Below are 17748 nucleotides of genomic sequence, written 5' to 3'. Positions count from 1 at the left end.
GCTAAGCATGGGTCTTAAAACGGAAAATCATCATCGTCATCGAAATCATTCATCGACGATCCTGAAAGTTTTGAACTATCCGGCAGATCAAATGCTGCGCCAGGCTGGATAGTGGTTTTAATTTTATCGAAGCCGCTTGGATCAGGGGAGCTAAAATTCGAAGGATAACCTCCACCGGCACCATCAAATGCCGCTTCAATATCACCAAATTTTGCAAAATGCTTCAGGAAAGATAATCTGACATCAGCCGTTGCACCATTTCTGTGCTTGGCAATAATCAGCTCGGCCTGATTTTCTGTAGAAGTTTCCTGTCCTTCATCGTCATTATCCCAAACTGTAATTTTATAGTATTCAGGTCTGAAGATAAAAGATACAATATCTGCATCCTGCTCAATAGCTCCGGATTCCCTCAGGTCAGAAAGCTGAGGTCTTTTTCCCGGGCGGGCTTCCACACTTCTGGAAAGCTGAGACAGTGCAATAACAGGAACATTTAATTCCTTTGCAATCGCCTTTAATGAACGTGATATCATAGAGATTTCCTGTTCACGGTTTCCAACACCTTTCCCACTGCTTCCGGCTGTCATCAGCTGAAGGTAATCGACCATGATCAGTCTTACTCCGTGCTGCATAACCAGCCTTCGGCACTTCGCACGGAAATCAAAGATTGAAAGTGATGGCGTTTCATCAATATATAAAGGAGCATTTTCCAATTCGGAAACATTGGAGAACAGTCTTTGCCATTCTTCATCATCAAGAGTTCCCTTTCTTAATTTTTCGGATGAAATTTTAGTCTCGGATGCAATCATTCTGGTAATAAGCTGTACCGAGGCCATCTCGAGAGAGAAAAGAGCCATTGGGATCTTGTGACCTACTGCAATATTTCTTGCCATTGAAAGAAGAAATGCTGTTTTACCCATCGCGGGACGGGCAGCAATAATGATAAGATCGGAATTCTGCCATCCCCCGGTTTCTTTATCAATATCTCTGAAACCGGAAGGAACTCCGGAAAGTCCTTCCTTATCTTTTAAGGATTTAATAGTATCAATAGCTTGTTTTACTAATGAATTTGCGGTGTCGAATCCTTTTTTAATCGTTCCGTTAGTGATCTCAAAAAACGATTGTTCGGCTTTATCTAAAAGTTCAAAAACGTCAGTAGATTCCTTGTATGAAGAATCAATCACATTGGCAGAAACATTGATCAGACTTCTTAAAATATATTTTTCAAGAATGACACGAACATGGTATTCAATATGAGCGGATGAACTCACACCCATAGTAAGATCTATAATATAATGGTCTCCTCCTGCCTGGCTAAGCTTATCCACTTTTTTTAAATCCTGGATAATCGTCATTAAGTCTACAGGGTGGTTACCCTCATAGAGTTTTAAAATCGCGGAAAAGATGACCTGATGTCTCGGATCATAAAACACTTCAGGAGTAAGGAGGTCAATGGAATGATCCAACCCCTTTTTGTCAATCAAAAAAGTTCCAATAACGAGTCTTTCGAAATCCACTGCATTGGGTGGCATTTTTCCATCCGCAATAGACAGCTCTTTTGCAAAGTTTCCGTGTGTTAAGGATGATAATGTTTCTTTCTGCGCCATGGTGCAAAGATAGCTTATTTAGAAAATAATTAAAAAATAGTATTCAACAAATTATTATCAGTTGTCATGAAAATACTGTAAACAGGAGGTTCATTATGTTGATAAAAAAAATCACCCCGGTCTGGGGTGATTTTCATAAGGTTATAAATGAAATTTATTCTTTATTTTTCACCAATACCCATCCTGAATATTTGGTTTCAGTATTATTTTTATCGTTTTCGTTCCATGAGATAGTATACCAGTAGGTTCCGGTAGCTATTTTTTTGCCAAAGGCAGTTCCATCCCATGTAAAGTTTCTGATTTTGTTAGCTTCATGAAGCTTGTTTCCGTATCGGTCATAGACGATGAATACCAGATTTTTCTTGTACGCTAAAGCTGAATAATCAATAACATCATTGACGTTATCTCCGTTAGGAGTAATTGCATTGATAAGGTTAGGAACCGTAACGGTCACCTGAACCGGAGTACAGTTGAAAGAATCTTTTACATACACCGTATTTTCCCCTCTTGGTAACCCTGTGAATGAATTAGACTCCTGCCAGTTTACTCCGTCAATAGAAAACTGGTAAGGAGGAACTCCACCTGTAGCAGTAACCTTGATGGTATTATTGCTTATTTCAAGATTCGAAATCACTGGCTGTAGGCTAGGGCGCACATGAACTTCCTGAGGAGTGATACATTTTCCTGTTTTCAATTTTACCCAGTATGTTCCTATTCCTACATTGTTGATGACTTGTGTTGTTTCTCCGGTACTCCATTCATAACCGTCAAATCCAGGTCCTGCATCCAGTGTTGTTGTTGCTTCAGCACAGATCACTTTGTCTTTTAGAACGGTGGATTTTACCGGTGGAAGAACCGTTAATGTGATTTTTGCAATGGCAAAACATTGCTGGGCATTGTTAACTCTTGCATAGACGATTGTACTTGTTGAAAGATAAGCATCAGGAATAGCAATTGGATTAGACTGACTTAAGGCGTCATTCATTGTTTTGTAATACTTTAAAACATTTCCTGCAGGGAGTGGGTTTGGAACACCAATATCTGCATGGGTAAGGTCAAAAGTAGAAGAAGATACATTATCAGGGATATAACAATTTTCCATTTGAGCATCTTTCAATACTACTGTCGGATGAAACTGCAATCTGATGGTAGCGGTAGCTGTACACCCGAATACGGAAGTTACTTTTGCGTACACTGTTGTTTCCGGAGAAATATAGTTGGTAGGACTTGTAATTTCATTGGTTCCGGCATTCAAATCGTCAAGAGTAGGATAGTATTTAATCACTGCTCCTGCACCACCAAATACATTGGCTGTGGTAAGATCGTACTTTGCAGAACCTGCCCCATTGTTGTTACATGAAAGTAAGGTGACATTATTAGCCGTAATGCTTGCATTTACAAATTTGAATTTTCCATTGATAAAGCAACCGTTCATTGGATTGTCCGGATTGGATGGATCATGGTAAACAATTCTGTAATAATAGATGGTCGTTGCATTTACAGTGGTTGTGGTAATCGGATTTTGACCTGTAAGAACATCATTGATTTTATCATGGTAAGTTACCTGGAAATTATTACTGTTTCCGTTAATAATTCCTGCACTCAGAGTAAGGAAATTAAACTGAGTAGGAAGTCCACATACCATAACCGTACTTGGTTCTGTAGGATCTGCAGCCGGAATTCCCGGAGTAACAAATGGGTTAGGTGTGAGAGTAGGATCATTAAATGCTGAGCTTAAGCTCGCTGTTCCTGTCCATTTCATTGAAAATCCATTGATTGATTTTCTGTGGTTGTTGATCACTAAATAATAGGTTTCTCCTGCTACTGCATTGATATAAGGACTCCATTTATCAGCATTCATACTGGATGTCTGTCCCGGAGGATTAACAGGGAATACAGCAGGTGGATTTAGAGTCAGGTCGAGTCCTGTATCTCCGCCGGTTCCTGAATAGTTACATCTTAAAGGCTGGAGGAAAATATTAGTGCCGGGCTCTTGCAAAGCAGCACATCCTCCATTGGTAGGCCCATAGACTGCAAAATCATAATCATCTGTCTGAACATTAGGTACGATTGTAAATGCAAGGGTGCCTGAAGTGGATACACTGAAAGTATACCAAACTGTAAAAGTTTCATTTACGGATAAACATCCTCCATGTTGATTGAGGACCTCCAGGATACTCCCAATTCCTGATGGGGTATAGGAAATATCAGAATCCCCACATATTGGGATTGCCGTGACGCAGTCCGATTGCGAGTAAAACGCCTGGGATATAAAGAAAATTAAAATAAGTAGTAATTTTTTCATTGTTGAAATGATTTTTTTAAAACAAAATTGAAGGGGCTAAAAAACAAAATGAGAGCAGTTCTGTTGGAAGGTGCTCTTTGTTTTTTACGTAAAAGATAAAAATAGTAAAAGTTTATTCATAAGCGGATATTTTGTGTAGCAAATATAAAAAATTATTAACGTTAAATTAAAGATTTTGAGATATATTTAAAGAAAGTGATGGTTTGTTACGTAAAAAAATAATATTGTTGTTGATCCAATATTTATGGGAATAAAAAAACAAACTCAGAATAGAATCCCTATCCTGAGTTTGAAATATGTTTGTTGGGTTAATCACTAAGTAATCAGTGTATTATTCTCTGTTTTTTACCATAATCCATCCTGTGAATTTGAAAGGAGTATTCTTTTTATCATTTTCACTCCAGGTTACAGAATACCAGTATGTTCCTGTTGGAATTTTTTTACCGGCAATAGTTCCATCCCATTTGTATCCGTTAGATTTGTCTCCCTGATGGATTTTAGTTCCGTATCTATCGAAGATATTCAATATAAGATTCTGTTTATCCGCCATTGCAGAATAATCTACTACATCATTTACCCCATCTCCATTTGGAGTAATAACATTAATAAGATTAGGAACAACCACAGAAATTTCAATGGGATCACAGTCATAAGCATCTTTTACATATACTTTGTGATTTCCTCTTGAGATATTGGTGAATGTATTGGATTCCTGCCAGTTGATATTATCCATAGAATATTTGTAAGCAGGAGTTCCTCCTATAACATTGATGCTTACAGTACTGTTTGAAATATCAATACTCGCTACTACCGGCTGTTCCGATGGATATACTTTTACAGTTTGTAAAGCAATACAGTCTCCGGTTTTCAGTTTTACCCAGTAAGTACCTACTCCTACATTAGAAATGGACTGAGTAGTTGCTCCTGTGCTCCATTCATAGCTTTTAAATCCAGGTCCCGCATCTAACGTTGTTGTATCTTCCATACAGATGATCTTGTCTGCTAAAATATCAGATTTTACAGGAGGAAGTACTGTTAGAGTAACTTTGGCAATAGAATAGCAGCCTCGGTTGTCAGATACTCTTACATAGATTACACCATTGGGAGCAATATAGTCTGTAAAGTTTAATATTTCATTAGTCTGATCTATGGCATCAGTGAATGATGGGAAATATTTTTTTATAGCACCTGGCTGATTGGTTACTAATGCATTGTTAAGGTTGAATGACCCTGTAGAAGGATTTGTTTCAATAAAACATGTTCTAAGCTCGGCGTCATTTACAACAACGACAGCATAAAGATTAAGATTGATTTGTGCTACGTCCGAACATCCCTGAGGAGTAGTTACCGATACAAATACTACATTCGTTGAAGATAAATAAGCATAAGGGTTTGTAATTTCGTTGGTTCCTGCATTAAGGTCAGCCATGGTAGGATAATATTTTTTTATCGCTGTACCTGCCGGGTCATCAAAGACATTGGCTGTGGTAAGGTCAAAAGTTGCGGTACCTACACCATTATTGTTACACATGGTTAGTGTGGCATCGGTAGCAGTAATATTTCCTTGCTTGAATTTAAACTTACCAATTTGCCTACATGAATTTATCGGGTTATTCGGATCGGTAGGATCTTCATAGTGAATACTGTAGTAATAAACAGTTGTTGTATTTACAGTTTGAGGAGTTAAAATTGGGTTGTTTCCTGCAAGGGCGTCATTTTGACTGGTGTGATAAGTCACAAAAAAGTTAGCATTACCATTAACAATACCAGCAGTTAAAGTACTAAAGTCAAAAACAGCCGGATCGGTACAGATAACTACTTCATTTGGATCAGTTGGGTTGGCATTAGGAACTCCAGGTGTGATGAATGGGAATGGCGTAAGTGCCGGATCGTTGAATGGAGAAGCCAAAGACGCAGTACCTCCCCATGTTAAAGAGAATCCCGTGATGTTAAAGCTATAGTTGTTTACGAGTAGATAGTAAGTTTCTCCTGGTAAAACATCCATATATTTTGCCCAGCCATCAGCATTGGAACCTGGCTGCCCAAAGTAATCATAAGGATCAGTTGAGGTCATATTCAGACCTGTAGCTCCAGTCCCACCTGGTGTTGAACATCTGATTGTATTTCCTTTGTTGGCACATGTTATATTAGGTCCCCATACATACCAGTCATAATCAGAACTGGTAGCCGGTGTGATAGCAAAAGTTAAAGTTCCTGCAGTAGCTACGGTAAACTTATACCATACAGAATATCTTTCTTGATAAGTACCGCAGTTTGATTCAGGTAATTCCTGGATTCCCGGTCCATCAGGAATGTAGGATATGTCAGAGTTTCCGCAAACAGAAAGTGCTGTGATACAATCCTGTTGTGCTGAGACGGCCTGAGTAATAAATAATATTAGAATCAGTAGATATTTTTTCATTTTGATCAGTTTAGAATTTTCAATCCTTATCTATTGTTTAGGTTTAAATTAGCTTTTTTCCCCAACCGGTTGTATGTCGGAAGTGGTCAATTGTTCATCTGAGTGCTTGGAGGGAATTGAGTTTTGAGGTCTGTTTATTTCTATGTTGTCCTGCTTGAATTCAGTTGATATAACGCATTTTCTAAATGGAGGATTGAAATTAAAGACCGGTCAAAAGATATTGTTTTATCGGTTTGTAAATCAGTGTTTTGTGGGGATTTATCTACAGCAGTATGGCCCCGTGCTCCAAAACTTGCTATTAAAAAGCATAAAATTAGTAAAGGTTTATTCATAAGGGGATATTTTATCAGCAAATATAGAAAATAAATAATGTTAAATTAAAGATTTTGAGATATATTTAAAGAAAACGGAATTTGGTATGTAATATTGTATTTGTTGTTTTTGAGATGAAACGAAACCTCGTATGAATATATTTTAGCTGGTAAAGATAAAATCCGCATTTATATTTTTATATCTGATTGGAGTAAGGATAAAAAAAGTATTCAATAGTACCGATCATCATAGGAATTTTAGGAAAAATCTGAAGAAATCACCCCGGACCGGGGTGACTTTGATAAGGTTGTCAATAAAAATTATTCTATATTTTTCACCAATACCCATCCTGAATATTTGGTTTCAGTATTATTTTTATCGTTTTCGTTCCATGAGATAGTATACCAGTAGGTTCCGGTAGCTATTTTTTTGCCGAAGGCAGTTCCATCCCATGTAAAGTTTCTGATTTTGTTAGCTTCATGAAGCTTATTTCCGTATCGGTCATAGACGATGAATACCAGATTTTTCTTGTAAGCTAAAGCTGAATAATCAATAACATCATTGACGTTATCTCCGTTAGGAGTAATTGCATTGATAAGGTTAGGAACCGTAACGGTCACCTGAACCGGAGTACAGTTGAAAGAATCTTTTACATACACCGCGTTCTCGCCTCTTGGCAGGCCTGTGAGTAAATTGGACTCCTGCCAGTTTATTCCGTCAATAGAAAACTGGTAAGGAGGAACTCCACCTGTAGCAGTAACCTTGATGGTGTTATTGCTTATTTCAAGATTCGAAATCACTGGCTGTAGGCTAGGGCGCACATGGACTTCCTGAGGAGTAATACATTTTCCTGTTTTCAATTTTACCCAATATGTTCCTATTCCTACATTGTTAATGACTTGTGTTGTTTCTCCGGTACTCCATTCATAACCGTCAAATCCAGGTCCTGCATCCAGTGTTGTTGTTGCTTCAGTACAGATCACTTTGTCTTTCAGAACGGTAGATTTTACCGGTGGAAGAACCATTAATGTAATTTTTGCAATGGCAAAACATTGCTGAGCATTGTTAACCCTTGCATAGACGATTGTACTTGTTGAAAGATAAGCATCAGGAATAGCAATTGGATTAGACTGACTTAAGGCATCATTCATTGTTTTGTAATACTTTAAAACATTTCCTGCAGGGAGTGGATTGGGAACACCAATATCTGCATGAGTAAGGTCAAAAGTAGAAGAAGATACATTATCAGGGATATAACAATTTTCCATTTGAGCATCTTTCAATACTACTGTCGGATGAAACTGCAGCCTGATGGTAGCAGTAGCAGTACACCCGAATACGGAAGTTACTTTTGCGTACACTGTTGTTTCCGGAGAAATATAGTTGGTAGGACTTGTAATTTCATTGGTTCCGGCATTCAAATCGTCAAGAGTAGGGTAGTATTTAATCACTGCTCCTGCACCACCAAATACATTGGCTGTGGTAAGATCATACTTTGCAGAACTTGCCCCATTGTTGTTACATGAAAGTAAGGTGACATTATTAGCCGTAATGCTTGCATTTACAAATTTGAATTTTCCATTGATAAAGCAACCGTTCATTGGATTGTCCGGATTGGATGGATCACGGTAAACAATTCTGTAATAATAGGTGGTCGTTGCATTTACAGTTGCTGTTGTCAGAGGATTGACACCCGTAAGAGCATCATTGGTATTATTGTGGTAGGTTACCTGAAAGTTGCTGCTATTCCCGTTGATAATTCCTGCACTCAGAGTAAGGAAATTAAATTGAGTAGGAAGTCCACATACCATAACCGTACTTGGTTCTGTAGGATCTGCAGCAGGAATTCCCGGAGTGACAAATGGGTTGGGGGATAAAGTAGGATTGTTAAATGCAGATTCTAAGCTTGCAGTACCCGTCCAGTTCAATGAGAAACCATTGGTAGACCTGCTGTAATTATCAATAACCAGATAGTATGTTTCTCCACTTAGCGCATTGATATAAGGGCTCCATTTGCCATTATTCATACTGGATGTCTGTCCCGGAGGATTGACAGGGAATACAGCAGGTGGATTTAGAGTCAGGTCGAGTCCTGTATCTCCACTTGTACCTGAATAATTACATCTTAAGGGTTGTACAAAAATATGATCGGGAGTCTGCAGAGCAGCACATCCTCCATTGGTAGGCCCATAGACTGCAAAATCATAATCATCTGTCTGAACATTAGGTACGATTGTAAATGCAAGGGTGCCTGAAGTGGATACACTAAAGGTATACCATACTGTAAACCTTTCATTAGTGCTTAAACAGCCTCCGTTTTGGTTGAGGATTTCCAGAATATTTCCGGGGCCGGATGGGGTATAGGAAATATTAGAGTTCCCACATATTGGGATCGCTGTAATGCAATCCGATTGTGAGTACAATGCTTGTGATATACTGAAAATTAAAAAAAATAATATTTTTTTCATTTGTTGTCGTTTTGGTGGTGTTCATCAGTCTTGTATTGGGTAAAATACTTTTGGAATCATAAAACAGAATGTTTTCTGTTCTTTACCATGTCCCAGATTTCCTTGCTTTTATTTTTTTAATTATAAGACGATTATATTTTATCTTAATTTTAATATATCCCTACCTGTTCAATTTATAGATAATACATTTAAAGAAAATCTTTCAATATTTTCAGATTTTGAAGGGAAAGGATGTATTTCTGCAGAGGCTATATTGATTAATGGCCCAATTAAAACAACAGTCAATATTTTATAAATCATACATTCAATTATTATATTCTAACAAAGCTAAAATACTTATTTGTTATTTAATAATCAGTATTTTAGCCAAATGTTTACATTGTTGATAGAACGAATGAATTTATTTGTGCGTATTCATTAGTTTAAAGAAAATTTTACTAATAAAAACACAAATTTGTTGGCAAGAGAATAAGAAATCGGTTAAGTTTTTGCCTCGGATTATTATTTTTTTGGAAGGAGATAAACTAGTATTGCATTTTTCTTAGTTTGGGATTAGTGCTTCCTACAAGAAGGGCAATCAAAACGGTCATGGTTCCTCCAAATACTACAGAGCGTACTACTCCTAAAGCTTTGGCCATTACCCCACTTTCGAATTGTCCCATTTCGTTACTGGACATAATGAATATTGAATTGACACTTAAAACACGCCCACGAATATGATCCGGGGTTTTTAGCTGGACAATGGTTCCCCTGATCACTACAGAAATTCCATCCAGCATTCCACTCATCACCAGAAACATAAATGATATCCAATAAAGTTTGGATAATCCGAACCCAATAATACAGAGCCCAAATCCTGTAACAGCTACCAGAAGAATTTTCCCCTGGTTTTTTCGTAAAGGAACAAGAGCTAAAATAGTAATGATACACATGGAACCTATATCCGAAGCCGCATTCAGTAATCCGAAACCTTCCGCTCCCGAATCCAGAATATCTGTAGCAAATACGGGAATCATAGCAACAGCACCGCCGAAAAGTACCGCAAACATATCAAGACATAAGGCCCCTAAAATTTCTTTAGTTTTAAAAATATAAGAAATTCCCTCACGCATACTTTCCACCACATTTACTGAGTCCTTTTTATTTTCAGAGTATTGTTTGTTCAGTTGCCAGAAAAATAAGGAAGCAATGAAAATTAAAGATAAAATAACGACTAATGTCCACTTTACTCCTACATACCCGATAAGAACACCTCCTATGGCATGGCCACAGACAGAAGAGATCAGAAATGTTGCCTGATTCAAGGTAACAGCATTCGGAAGGTTTTCTTTTTTTACAATCCTGGGAATCATAGATGGAACGATAGGGCCAATAAAAGCCCTTGCTATCCCTGTAAAGAAGATAACACCATAAATGAAATAGGTGATCTGATGGCCTGTGAAGTGCATTTCTACATTAAGAAATGCAGGAATAAGAAGAAGCCCGATCAGGAAAATATAAGCATAATTGCAAATCAGAAGAAGACGCTTTTTTTCATTCATGTCGATGACATGGCCGGCATACAAGGCACAGCTCACCGCAGGAATAACCTCTGACAACCCAATAAGGCCTATTGAAAATGGATCTTTAGTCAGCTGGTATACCCACCAACCTAATAAGGTGGCAAGCATTCTAAATGCTAAAACAATGAAAAATCGTCCTGTAAGGAGATTTCTGAATTCGATATTTTTTAAGGTTTGTAACGGAGTAAAGGAAATCATGGACAAAAATAGCCCTAAAAATTTATTTAAGGCTATTCATATGTTGATTTTTAAAAGATAAATTAAATATATCTTGAAAGATAAAATCTATTTTAGTCGGCTCTTGTTGCACTAAGTACTATGGCAGCAACTCCGGCTGCTCCTATGATCGTTGCTCCGGTAGCAATTCTTGCTTTTGATCTGTCCTTTACGGCAGCTACCTTAGCTTTAGGAATAATTACTTCTGTACTGTCTTTTTTGCCGGCTGTCCCTACCAGATTTTCACCCACAATATTTCTGAACAGGATTTTTTGTTTTGGAGAGCCATCTCTCATTTGAACAACGTACATTTTTCCTGCCTGAAGATTAGAGTAGTTGTTTTTGGAAATATCTTCGCTGTATTTTGTGGTAGCACAAGATGAAATGACAAATAAAGAGGTTAATAAAGACGATTTTAACAGTACAGATGCTTTCATTATTTTCTTTTAGTTTTTCAAATTTATAATTTTTTTCGAATATACGTTTTTGGAATTGAAAAAATATCTTTAAAGTTTGTAAATTTCTAATAAATCTGCAATATTTCTGTCATTTGCCAATCTTGGAGTTTTGTTTTGCCCTCCCAATTTTCCCTGAGATTTAGCATATTCATGGAATGCATTTTTTCCAAGCCTTGTAATGAATAGCTTTTGTAAAATATTCCCTGAAATCAGGTCATCATAATAGCTGTTTCTATTTCTTAGCTGATGGTCAAGTTCATTTCTGAATAATTCCAGATCATCAGGAGCTTTTTCAAATTCAATAAGCCACTCATGGTAGGGAAGACCCTCTTCAGGATTGACCTGTGGGGCAAGATGAAATTCTGTAATCTGTGCAGGAAACTTTTCTAATGTGGCTTTCATGGCTTCTTCCACTTCAAAAGCAATCACATGTTCACCAAAAGCAGAAGTAAAATGTTTGGTCCTTCCGCTTACCAGAACTCTGTAAGGGTTTTTATCAATAAATCTTACAACATCACCAATAGAATATGCCCACAGACCGGAATTGGTAGTCAGGATCAGGGCATAATCCTTATGAAGTTCAACTTCCTGTAATGTGAGTCTTCGTGCATGAGGTTTGCCATATTCTTCAAGAGGAATAAATTCATAGAAAATTCCATGATTGGTCAGCAGTAACAATCCTTCTTTGGTATAATCATCCTGGAAAGCAAAAAAGCCTTCGGAAGCCGGAAAGGTTTGGATAATATCTACTTTACCTCCCAGGAGGTCTTCCATTTTATCACGGTAAGGCTCATAATTGACTCCTCCGGTAACAATAAGCTGAAGGTTAGGAAATAGTTGTTTAATCTTTTTCCCATGCTTTTCGGTCAATTTTTCAAAATACATAATCAACCATGGCGGAATTCCTGAGATCAGAGTCATGTTTTCACGCTCGGTTTCTTTGATGATTTGATCTACTTTGGCTTCCCAGTCTTCCATAATATTGGTTTCCCAGCTGGGTAGGCGGTTCTTTTGAAGGTAGCTTGGAATATGATGGGCCACAATACCTGATAATCTCCCTGTTTTTATGCCAAAAACTTCTTCCAGCTCGGGACTTCCCTGTAGAAATATCATTTTTCCGTTTACGAAGTCCGCATTATTTTTTTGAGCAATATAATGGAAAAGGGCACTCTGAGCTCCAGCAATCTGGAATGGCATTCCTTCTTTAGAAATAGGAATGTATTTAGAGCCGGAAGTTGTTCCGGAAGTTTTTGCAAAATATTCCGGAGTGTCTGTCCAGAGTATATTGGCCTGTCCCTTTTTTACTCTTTCAATATAAGGTTTTAGGTCTTCATAATCCGCAAGAGGGACTCTATCCTGAAAATCTTTTACAGAATGAATGTTTTCAAAGTCATGCTCCCGTCCAAAAAGTGTTTTTTGAGCAGTATGTGTAAGAGAAAGTAATAGATCTTCCTGATTTTTCTCCGCATTTTTTTTGAATTCCCCTGCTTTTTGAACATGTTTTTTTGCCCAAATAAGCGCTGCATTTTTCTTGAAGAAGTTTAACATGCTCCAAATTTATAAATTAAGTAGAGAATCTGGAACAATTTTTACAAAGCATGACATAAAAAAGCCGATAAAACTTGTTCATCGGCATTTCGAAATTTGATTATGAAAATAACAACTATATATGTTAATGTTGTGCTTATTTGTTTACTTTATATCTTTTGTCCGGAGTTCCGTCTTTTTTTAGATGCTTATTGTCTTTGTATCTTTTATCCGGAGTCCCGTCTTTTTTCATTTTGGCAGCAGGCTGAGCTGGTTTTACTTCAGCAGGTTTTGCTGTTTTTATTTCAGCGGGTTTTGCAGCTTTTACTTCAACAGGTTTAGTCGCTTTTACTGTTTTTACCGTTTGGTGAGCTGTGGTACTTGTAGCGGGAGCTGTCTGCTGGGCAGTAGCAAGTCCTAGTCCTAGGATCAGTGACATTGCTGAGAATAATTTTTTCATAGAAATACTGTTTGTTTTTGTTACTTAAAGGTATGCAAAAAGCGGGCTGGAAATTTTTAGTTTTTTAAACTTAACTAAAGTTTATTACAGCTTAAAAAAAAATTAAAACAGTTCTGACTCCATAATAAAACCTGTTTTCATTGAAAACAGGTTTTTGTAATATAATTTATAGTATGAAATGTTTATCGGGTACAATTAGCGGTCCAGGTCTTACCATCTTTAAGGTATAGAATCTTTAATTCATTGTTGTCAATTCTTATATATGATGTTCCTGTAGAGCCAATCATGACAAGGGTGTGATCTCCTTTCTGTTCAAACTCGATTCCGTTGAGGTCGGGAATGCCACTTGAAAAAGAGAAATTATACTTTGTGCCGCTGGCGATCTTGGTTACAAATACACTTCCATTATCAGTACTGATGTTGGTAGACCCTCCGTCGTTATAAGAGATCTTCCCTTTATAGGTTCCTGCGAAGAAGTCGTTGTTCGTAGGATCATCATCACTGCTACACGACGAAAACGATAATGCTGTAAAAACAAACAGCATAAAAACTCCTAAAATTTTAATTGCTTTTTTCATAATATTATTCTTTAGTGTTGGGTTATAAGGTAAAATTCCAAACATTATGCCACGGGAATTTTTTTGATTTTTTTTAACGGGTAATTAAATAAATTAGTAAAAATTAAGATTTATAAAGCCTAATAGCCTCATTTTAAATTAGAACATCTATTGGTTTTTATATTGAAGAAAAATTTATTCTTATCTTTGTATAGCTCAAAACGGTTTCGGAAAACTCCCGAAATCGCTTTTGTCGTTTTATATTACTACTATTTATGCAGTTAAAATCCGTCAATGAAAAGTTTCTTCCCGATCTTTTACAAAAGGAATTTGGGAAAGAAATCTTTATCCAGTTAGAAAATGACCAGCATATTGCCGTGAAAGGGAGTGCTGGATCTTCGGTGTCTGTTTTTGTTGCAGAACTTTTTTTGGTTCAAAAGAAAAGTATTCTTTATCTGGTAGATGATAAAGAAGATGCTTTGTATGCGAATGCAGAAATGGAAGATCTTTTGGGAAAAGAAAAGGTGCTGTATTTTCCGGCCACCCATCTTGAGCCTTATCAGGTGGAGAAAACGCAAAATGCCAATTTGGTATTGAGAACGGAAGTTTTAAATAAACTCAACTCAGGAAGGTCTTCAAAAGTAATTGTAGCTTACGCAGGAGCCTTATCTGAAAAGGTATTAAAGAAAGAAGATTTTAAAGCAATTTCACATCACATAAAAGTAGGAGATCAGCTGGATTTTGATTTTATTGATGAGCTGCTTAATCATTATCATTTTCAACAGACTGACTTTGTTTCGGAGCCTGGGGAGTTTTCTGTGAGAGGGGGAATTGTAGATGTGTTTTCTTATTCTTATGAAAAGCCCTACAGGATCACCTTCTTTGGAAATGAAGTAGAGAGTATTAAAACCTTCGATATAGAAACCCAGCTTTCTCTGGATAAAGTAAAAGAACTTCAGTTGGTTTCCAATATGAATTTTTCTGTAACAGGAAGTAGAGTGTCATTATTACAGCTCTTACCAAAGGACAGTTTTATTGTTTCCAGAAATGGGATGGTGGGGATGCAGAAGATTAAAATATTCTACGAGAAGGCATTAGAGAAATATGATACTTTAAATAAGGATATTGCCCATAGGGCTCCTCAGGAGCTTTTCATTTCAGATCAGGAGTTTCTTTTTGATTATAAAAAATTTAAAACTGTTGATTTTGGTGGCATAACCATAGAAGGGCTGAAAGATATTTCCGAAATAAAAATAGAACAGCTCCCGCAGCCGTCCTTCCATAAAAATTTTGAATTGTTGATTGAAGATCTCGAAGAAAAACAAAGCGAAGGTTTTGATACATGGATATCTTTTTCAACAGAAAAACAAAAGGAAAGACTGGAATCTATTTTTGAAGAACTGGAGCATGAACTTCCATTTAAAAGCTTTAAATCTGAACTTCATGAAGGATTTGTAGATAATGGACATAAGCTTCTGGTGTATACAGATCACCAGATTTTTGACCGTTACCAGAGATATAAGGCCAAAAATACATTTGCCAAGTCTGAACAGCTTACTCTGAAGGACCTGATGTCTTTAAAGATTGGTGATTATATCGCTCATATCGATCATGGAATCGGGAAGTTTATGGGGTTGGTAAAGGTGAACAATGACGGTAAGATTCAGGAATGTTTTAAGCTGACTTATAAAAACGGAGATCTTCTGTATGTCAGCATTCACTCACTGCATAAGATTTCAAAATTTAATGGTCCTGACGGAAAGGAAGTGGTTCTGAGTAAGCTGGGTTCTCCTGCCTGGAAATCTTTAAAACAGAAAACAAAGGCAAAAGTAAAACAGATTGCTTTTGACCTTATACAATTATACGCCCAAAGAAAAACGGCTAAAGGTTTTGCTTATACTCCGGATTCTTACCTGCAGAATGAGCTGGAAGCAAGTTTTATCTATGAAGACACTCCGGATCAGGAAAAAGCAACATTTGATGTGAAGAAAGATATGGAGGCTGATACGGTTATGGATAGGCTGGTATGTGGTGATGTAGGTTTTGGAAAAACTGAAGTGGCCATTCGTGCAGCATTCAAAGCGGCCACAGATGGAAAACAGGTCGCTATATTGGTGCCCACAACTATTTTGGCATTTCAGCATTATAGAAGTTTTAAAGAGAGACTGAAGGATTTTCCTGTAAATGTTGGCTATGTCAACCGTTTCAGAACTGCGAAACAGAAATCGGAGACTTTAGATGCTTTAAAAAATGGAAAAGTAGATATTATTATAGGAACTCATCAATTGGTAAGCGCTTCAGTGAAATTCAAAGACTTAGGATTACTGATCATTGATGAAGAACATAAGTTTGGTGTTTCGGTAAAAGATAAGCTGAAAACATTGAAAAGTAATGTTGATACCCTTACTTTGACCGCTACTCCTATTCCAAGAACACTGCAGTTTTCTTTAATGGCAGCCAGAGATTTGTCGGTCATTAAAACCCCTCCGCCGAACAGGCAGCCAGTTGATACTCAGTTGATCGGATTTAATGAAGAAACTCTTCGTGATGCTGTTTCCTATGAGCTTCAGAGAGACGGACAAGTCTATTTCATCAATAACAGGATTGAAAACCTTAAAGATATTGCAGGGCTTATCCAGCGATTGGTTCCCGATGCCAGAGTTATTACCGGACATGGACAGATGGAAGGTAAGCAGCTGGAAAAAAATGTCTTGGACTTTATGGAAGGGAAATACGATGTGTTGGTTTCTACAACAATTGTGGAAAGTGGAGTGGATGTTCCGAATGCCAATACTATTTTTATTAATGATGCGCAAAGATTCGGAATGGCAGATCTTCATCAGATGAGAGGAAGGGTGGGACGAAGTAACAGAAAAGCATTTTGTTACCTGATTACACCACCTTACGATATGATCACTTCTGATGCCCGAAAACGTCTGGAAGCTATTGAACAGTTTTCTGATCTGGGAAGTGGTTTTCAGATTGCCATGAAGGATCTTGAAATTCGTGGAGCCGGAGATTTATTGGGTGCGGAACAGAGCGGATTCATCAATGAGATGGGATTTGAGACCTATCAGAAATTAATGCAGGAAGCTCTTGAAGAACTTAAAGACGATGCAGACTTTGAAAACCTGTTTGAAAATGAAGAGGACAGACAGAAGCTGTTCAAGTCTGTAAAGGATGTCAATATCGACACAGATCTTGAACTTATGCTGCCGGATTCTTATATTTCCAATACGGAAGAAAGGCTGTTATTGTATCAGAAAATTGCGGAAATAACTAATGAACAGGATCTCCATAAATTTGAACTTGAATTGATAGACCGTTTTGGAGCTCTTCCAAAAGAAGCGGTAAACCTTTTGAAAAGTGTTGCGTTAAAATGGCTGGCTGCAGATATAGGCTTTGAAAAGATTGTGATGAAAAACGGTGTGTTTTTAGGATATTTCCCGGGTAATCCTCAGGATAAATTTTACCAGACAGACAGATTCAGACATATCATTAATTATTTAACCCGAAACCCCGCTGAAGCTCAGCTTAAAGAAAAATCAGGAAAAGAAGGTAATCAGCTCATGATGAGAAAGGAAAGAGTGAAAAATGTAGATGAGGTTAATCTGTTATTAAAAGCGATTATCGAACATCAGTAAGATCCGGTTTTCGAAATGATAAAGCTTCTCCGGGAGCTGAAAAAACATATAGAAACTTAAGTTTTTATATGTTTTTTTGTGATTGTTGTCAGCTTTCTGATTAAAAATATTCATTAATTAGAGAGTTAAAGCGGTTTTAGAGAATATAATATCACTTTTTAATGATAAAAATAAAGCTGCAAGCCTCGTTGTAGAAGGAGGTTGTGAAGCGGC

The 17748-nt window shown here is 37.2% G+C and carries 10 protein-coding genes; 1 reads left to right on the top strand and 9 read right to left on the bottom strand.

Features of this window, described 5'->3' with window-relative positions; all coding sequences use genetic code 11:
* Nucleotides 1-14: 14 nt before the first annotated feature.
* From dnaB to DRF57_RS01915, 9 genes are all read right to left on the bottom strand, one after another.
* Nucleotides 15-1604, bottom strand: a complete 1590-nt coding sequence (gene dnaB / locus DRF57_RS01955) for a replicative DNA helicase (protein ID WP_115916641.1) — start codon at nucleotides 1602-1604, stop codon at nucleotides 15-17.
* A gap of 154 nt (nucleotides 1605-1758) precedes the next feature.
* Nucleotides 1759-3909, bottom strand: a complete 2151-nt coding sequence (locus tag DRF57_RS01950) for a T9SS type B sorting domain-containing protein (RefSeq protein WP_115916639.1) — start codon at nucleotides 3907-3909, stop codon at nucleotides 1759-1761.
* Nucleotides 3910-4240: 331 nt separating this feature from the next.
* Nucleotides 4241-6331: a T9SS type B sorting domain-containing protein gene (locus DRF57_RS01945; RefSeq protein ID WP_047484863.1), complete on the bottom strand. Its 2091-nt coding sequence runs from the start codon at nucleotides 6329-6331 to the stop codon at nucleotides 4241-4243.
* Between the two features lie 632 nt (nucleotides 6332-6963).
* Nucleotides 6964-9111 carry a T9SS type B sorting domain-containing protein gene (locus DRF57_RS01940; RefSeq protein WP_115916637.1) on the bottom strand — a complete coding sequence of 716 codons (2148 nt, stop codon included), beginning with the start codon at nucleotides 9109-9111 and terminating at the stop codon, nucleotides 6964-6966.
* Between the two features lie 524 nt (nucleotides 9112-9635).
* A complete protein-coding gene (locus DRF57_RS01935; protein ID WP_084086492.1) occupies nucleotides 9636-10871 on the bottom strand; it encodes an MFS transporter in 1236 nt (411 codons plus the stop codon).
* Nucleotides 10872-10963: 92 nt separating this feature from the next.
* Entirely contained in the window at nucleotides 10964-11326 is a 363-nt protein-coding gene (locus tag DRF57_RS01930) for a hypothetical protein (protein WP_084086493.1), read from the bottom strand.
* 69 nt (nucleotides 11327-11395) lie between these two features.
* Nucleotides 11396-12895 (bottom strand): GH3 auxin-responsive promoter family protein, encoded by a 1500-nt coding sequence (locus DRF57_RS01925; RefSeq protein ID WP_115916635.1) that lies wholly within the window; start codon nucleotides 12893-12895, stop codon nucleotides 11396-11398.
* 136 nt (nucleotides 12896-13031) lie between these two features.
* Complete coding sequence (locus tag DRF57_RS01920; RefSeq protein ID WP_047484873.1) at nucleotides 13032-13334, bottom strand: hypothetical protein; 303 nt, start codon at nucleotides 13332-13334, stop codon at nucleotides 13032-13034.
* Nucleotides 13335-13516: 182 nt separating this feature from the next.
* The gene (locus tag DRF57_RS01915; protein ID WP_047484875.1) at nucleotides 13517-13912 is read right to left on the bottom strand and encodes a hypothetical protein; all 396 of its coding nucleotides are present in this window, start codon (nucleotides 13910-13912) and stop codon (nucleotides 13517-13519) included.
* A gap of 254 nt (nucleotides 13913-14166) precedes the next feature.
* Between DRF57_RS01915 and mfd the strand changes: the two genes are divergently transcribed.
* Nucleotides 14167-17535, top strand: coding sequence for a transcription-repair coupling factor (gene mfd / locus DRF57_RS01910; RefSeq protein WP_115916633.1), 3369 nt, complete (start codon nucleotides 14167-14169; stop codon nucleotides 17533-17535).
* Nucleotides 17536-17748: the final 213 nt, after the last annotated feature.

The sequence above is a fragment of the Chryseobacterium rhizosphaerae genome, assembly GCF_003385455.1.
GTDB lineage: Bacteria > Bacteroidota > Bacteroidia > Flavobacteriales > Weeksellaceae > Chryseobacterium > Chryseobacterium rhizosphaerae.
Note: the sequence above shows the minus strand (reverse complement) of the source record. Positions and strands in the feature narration are given on the sequence as shown.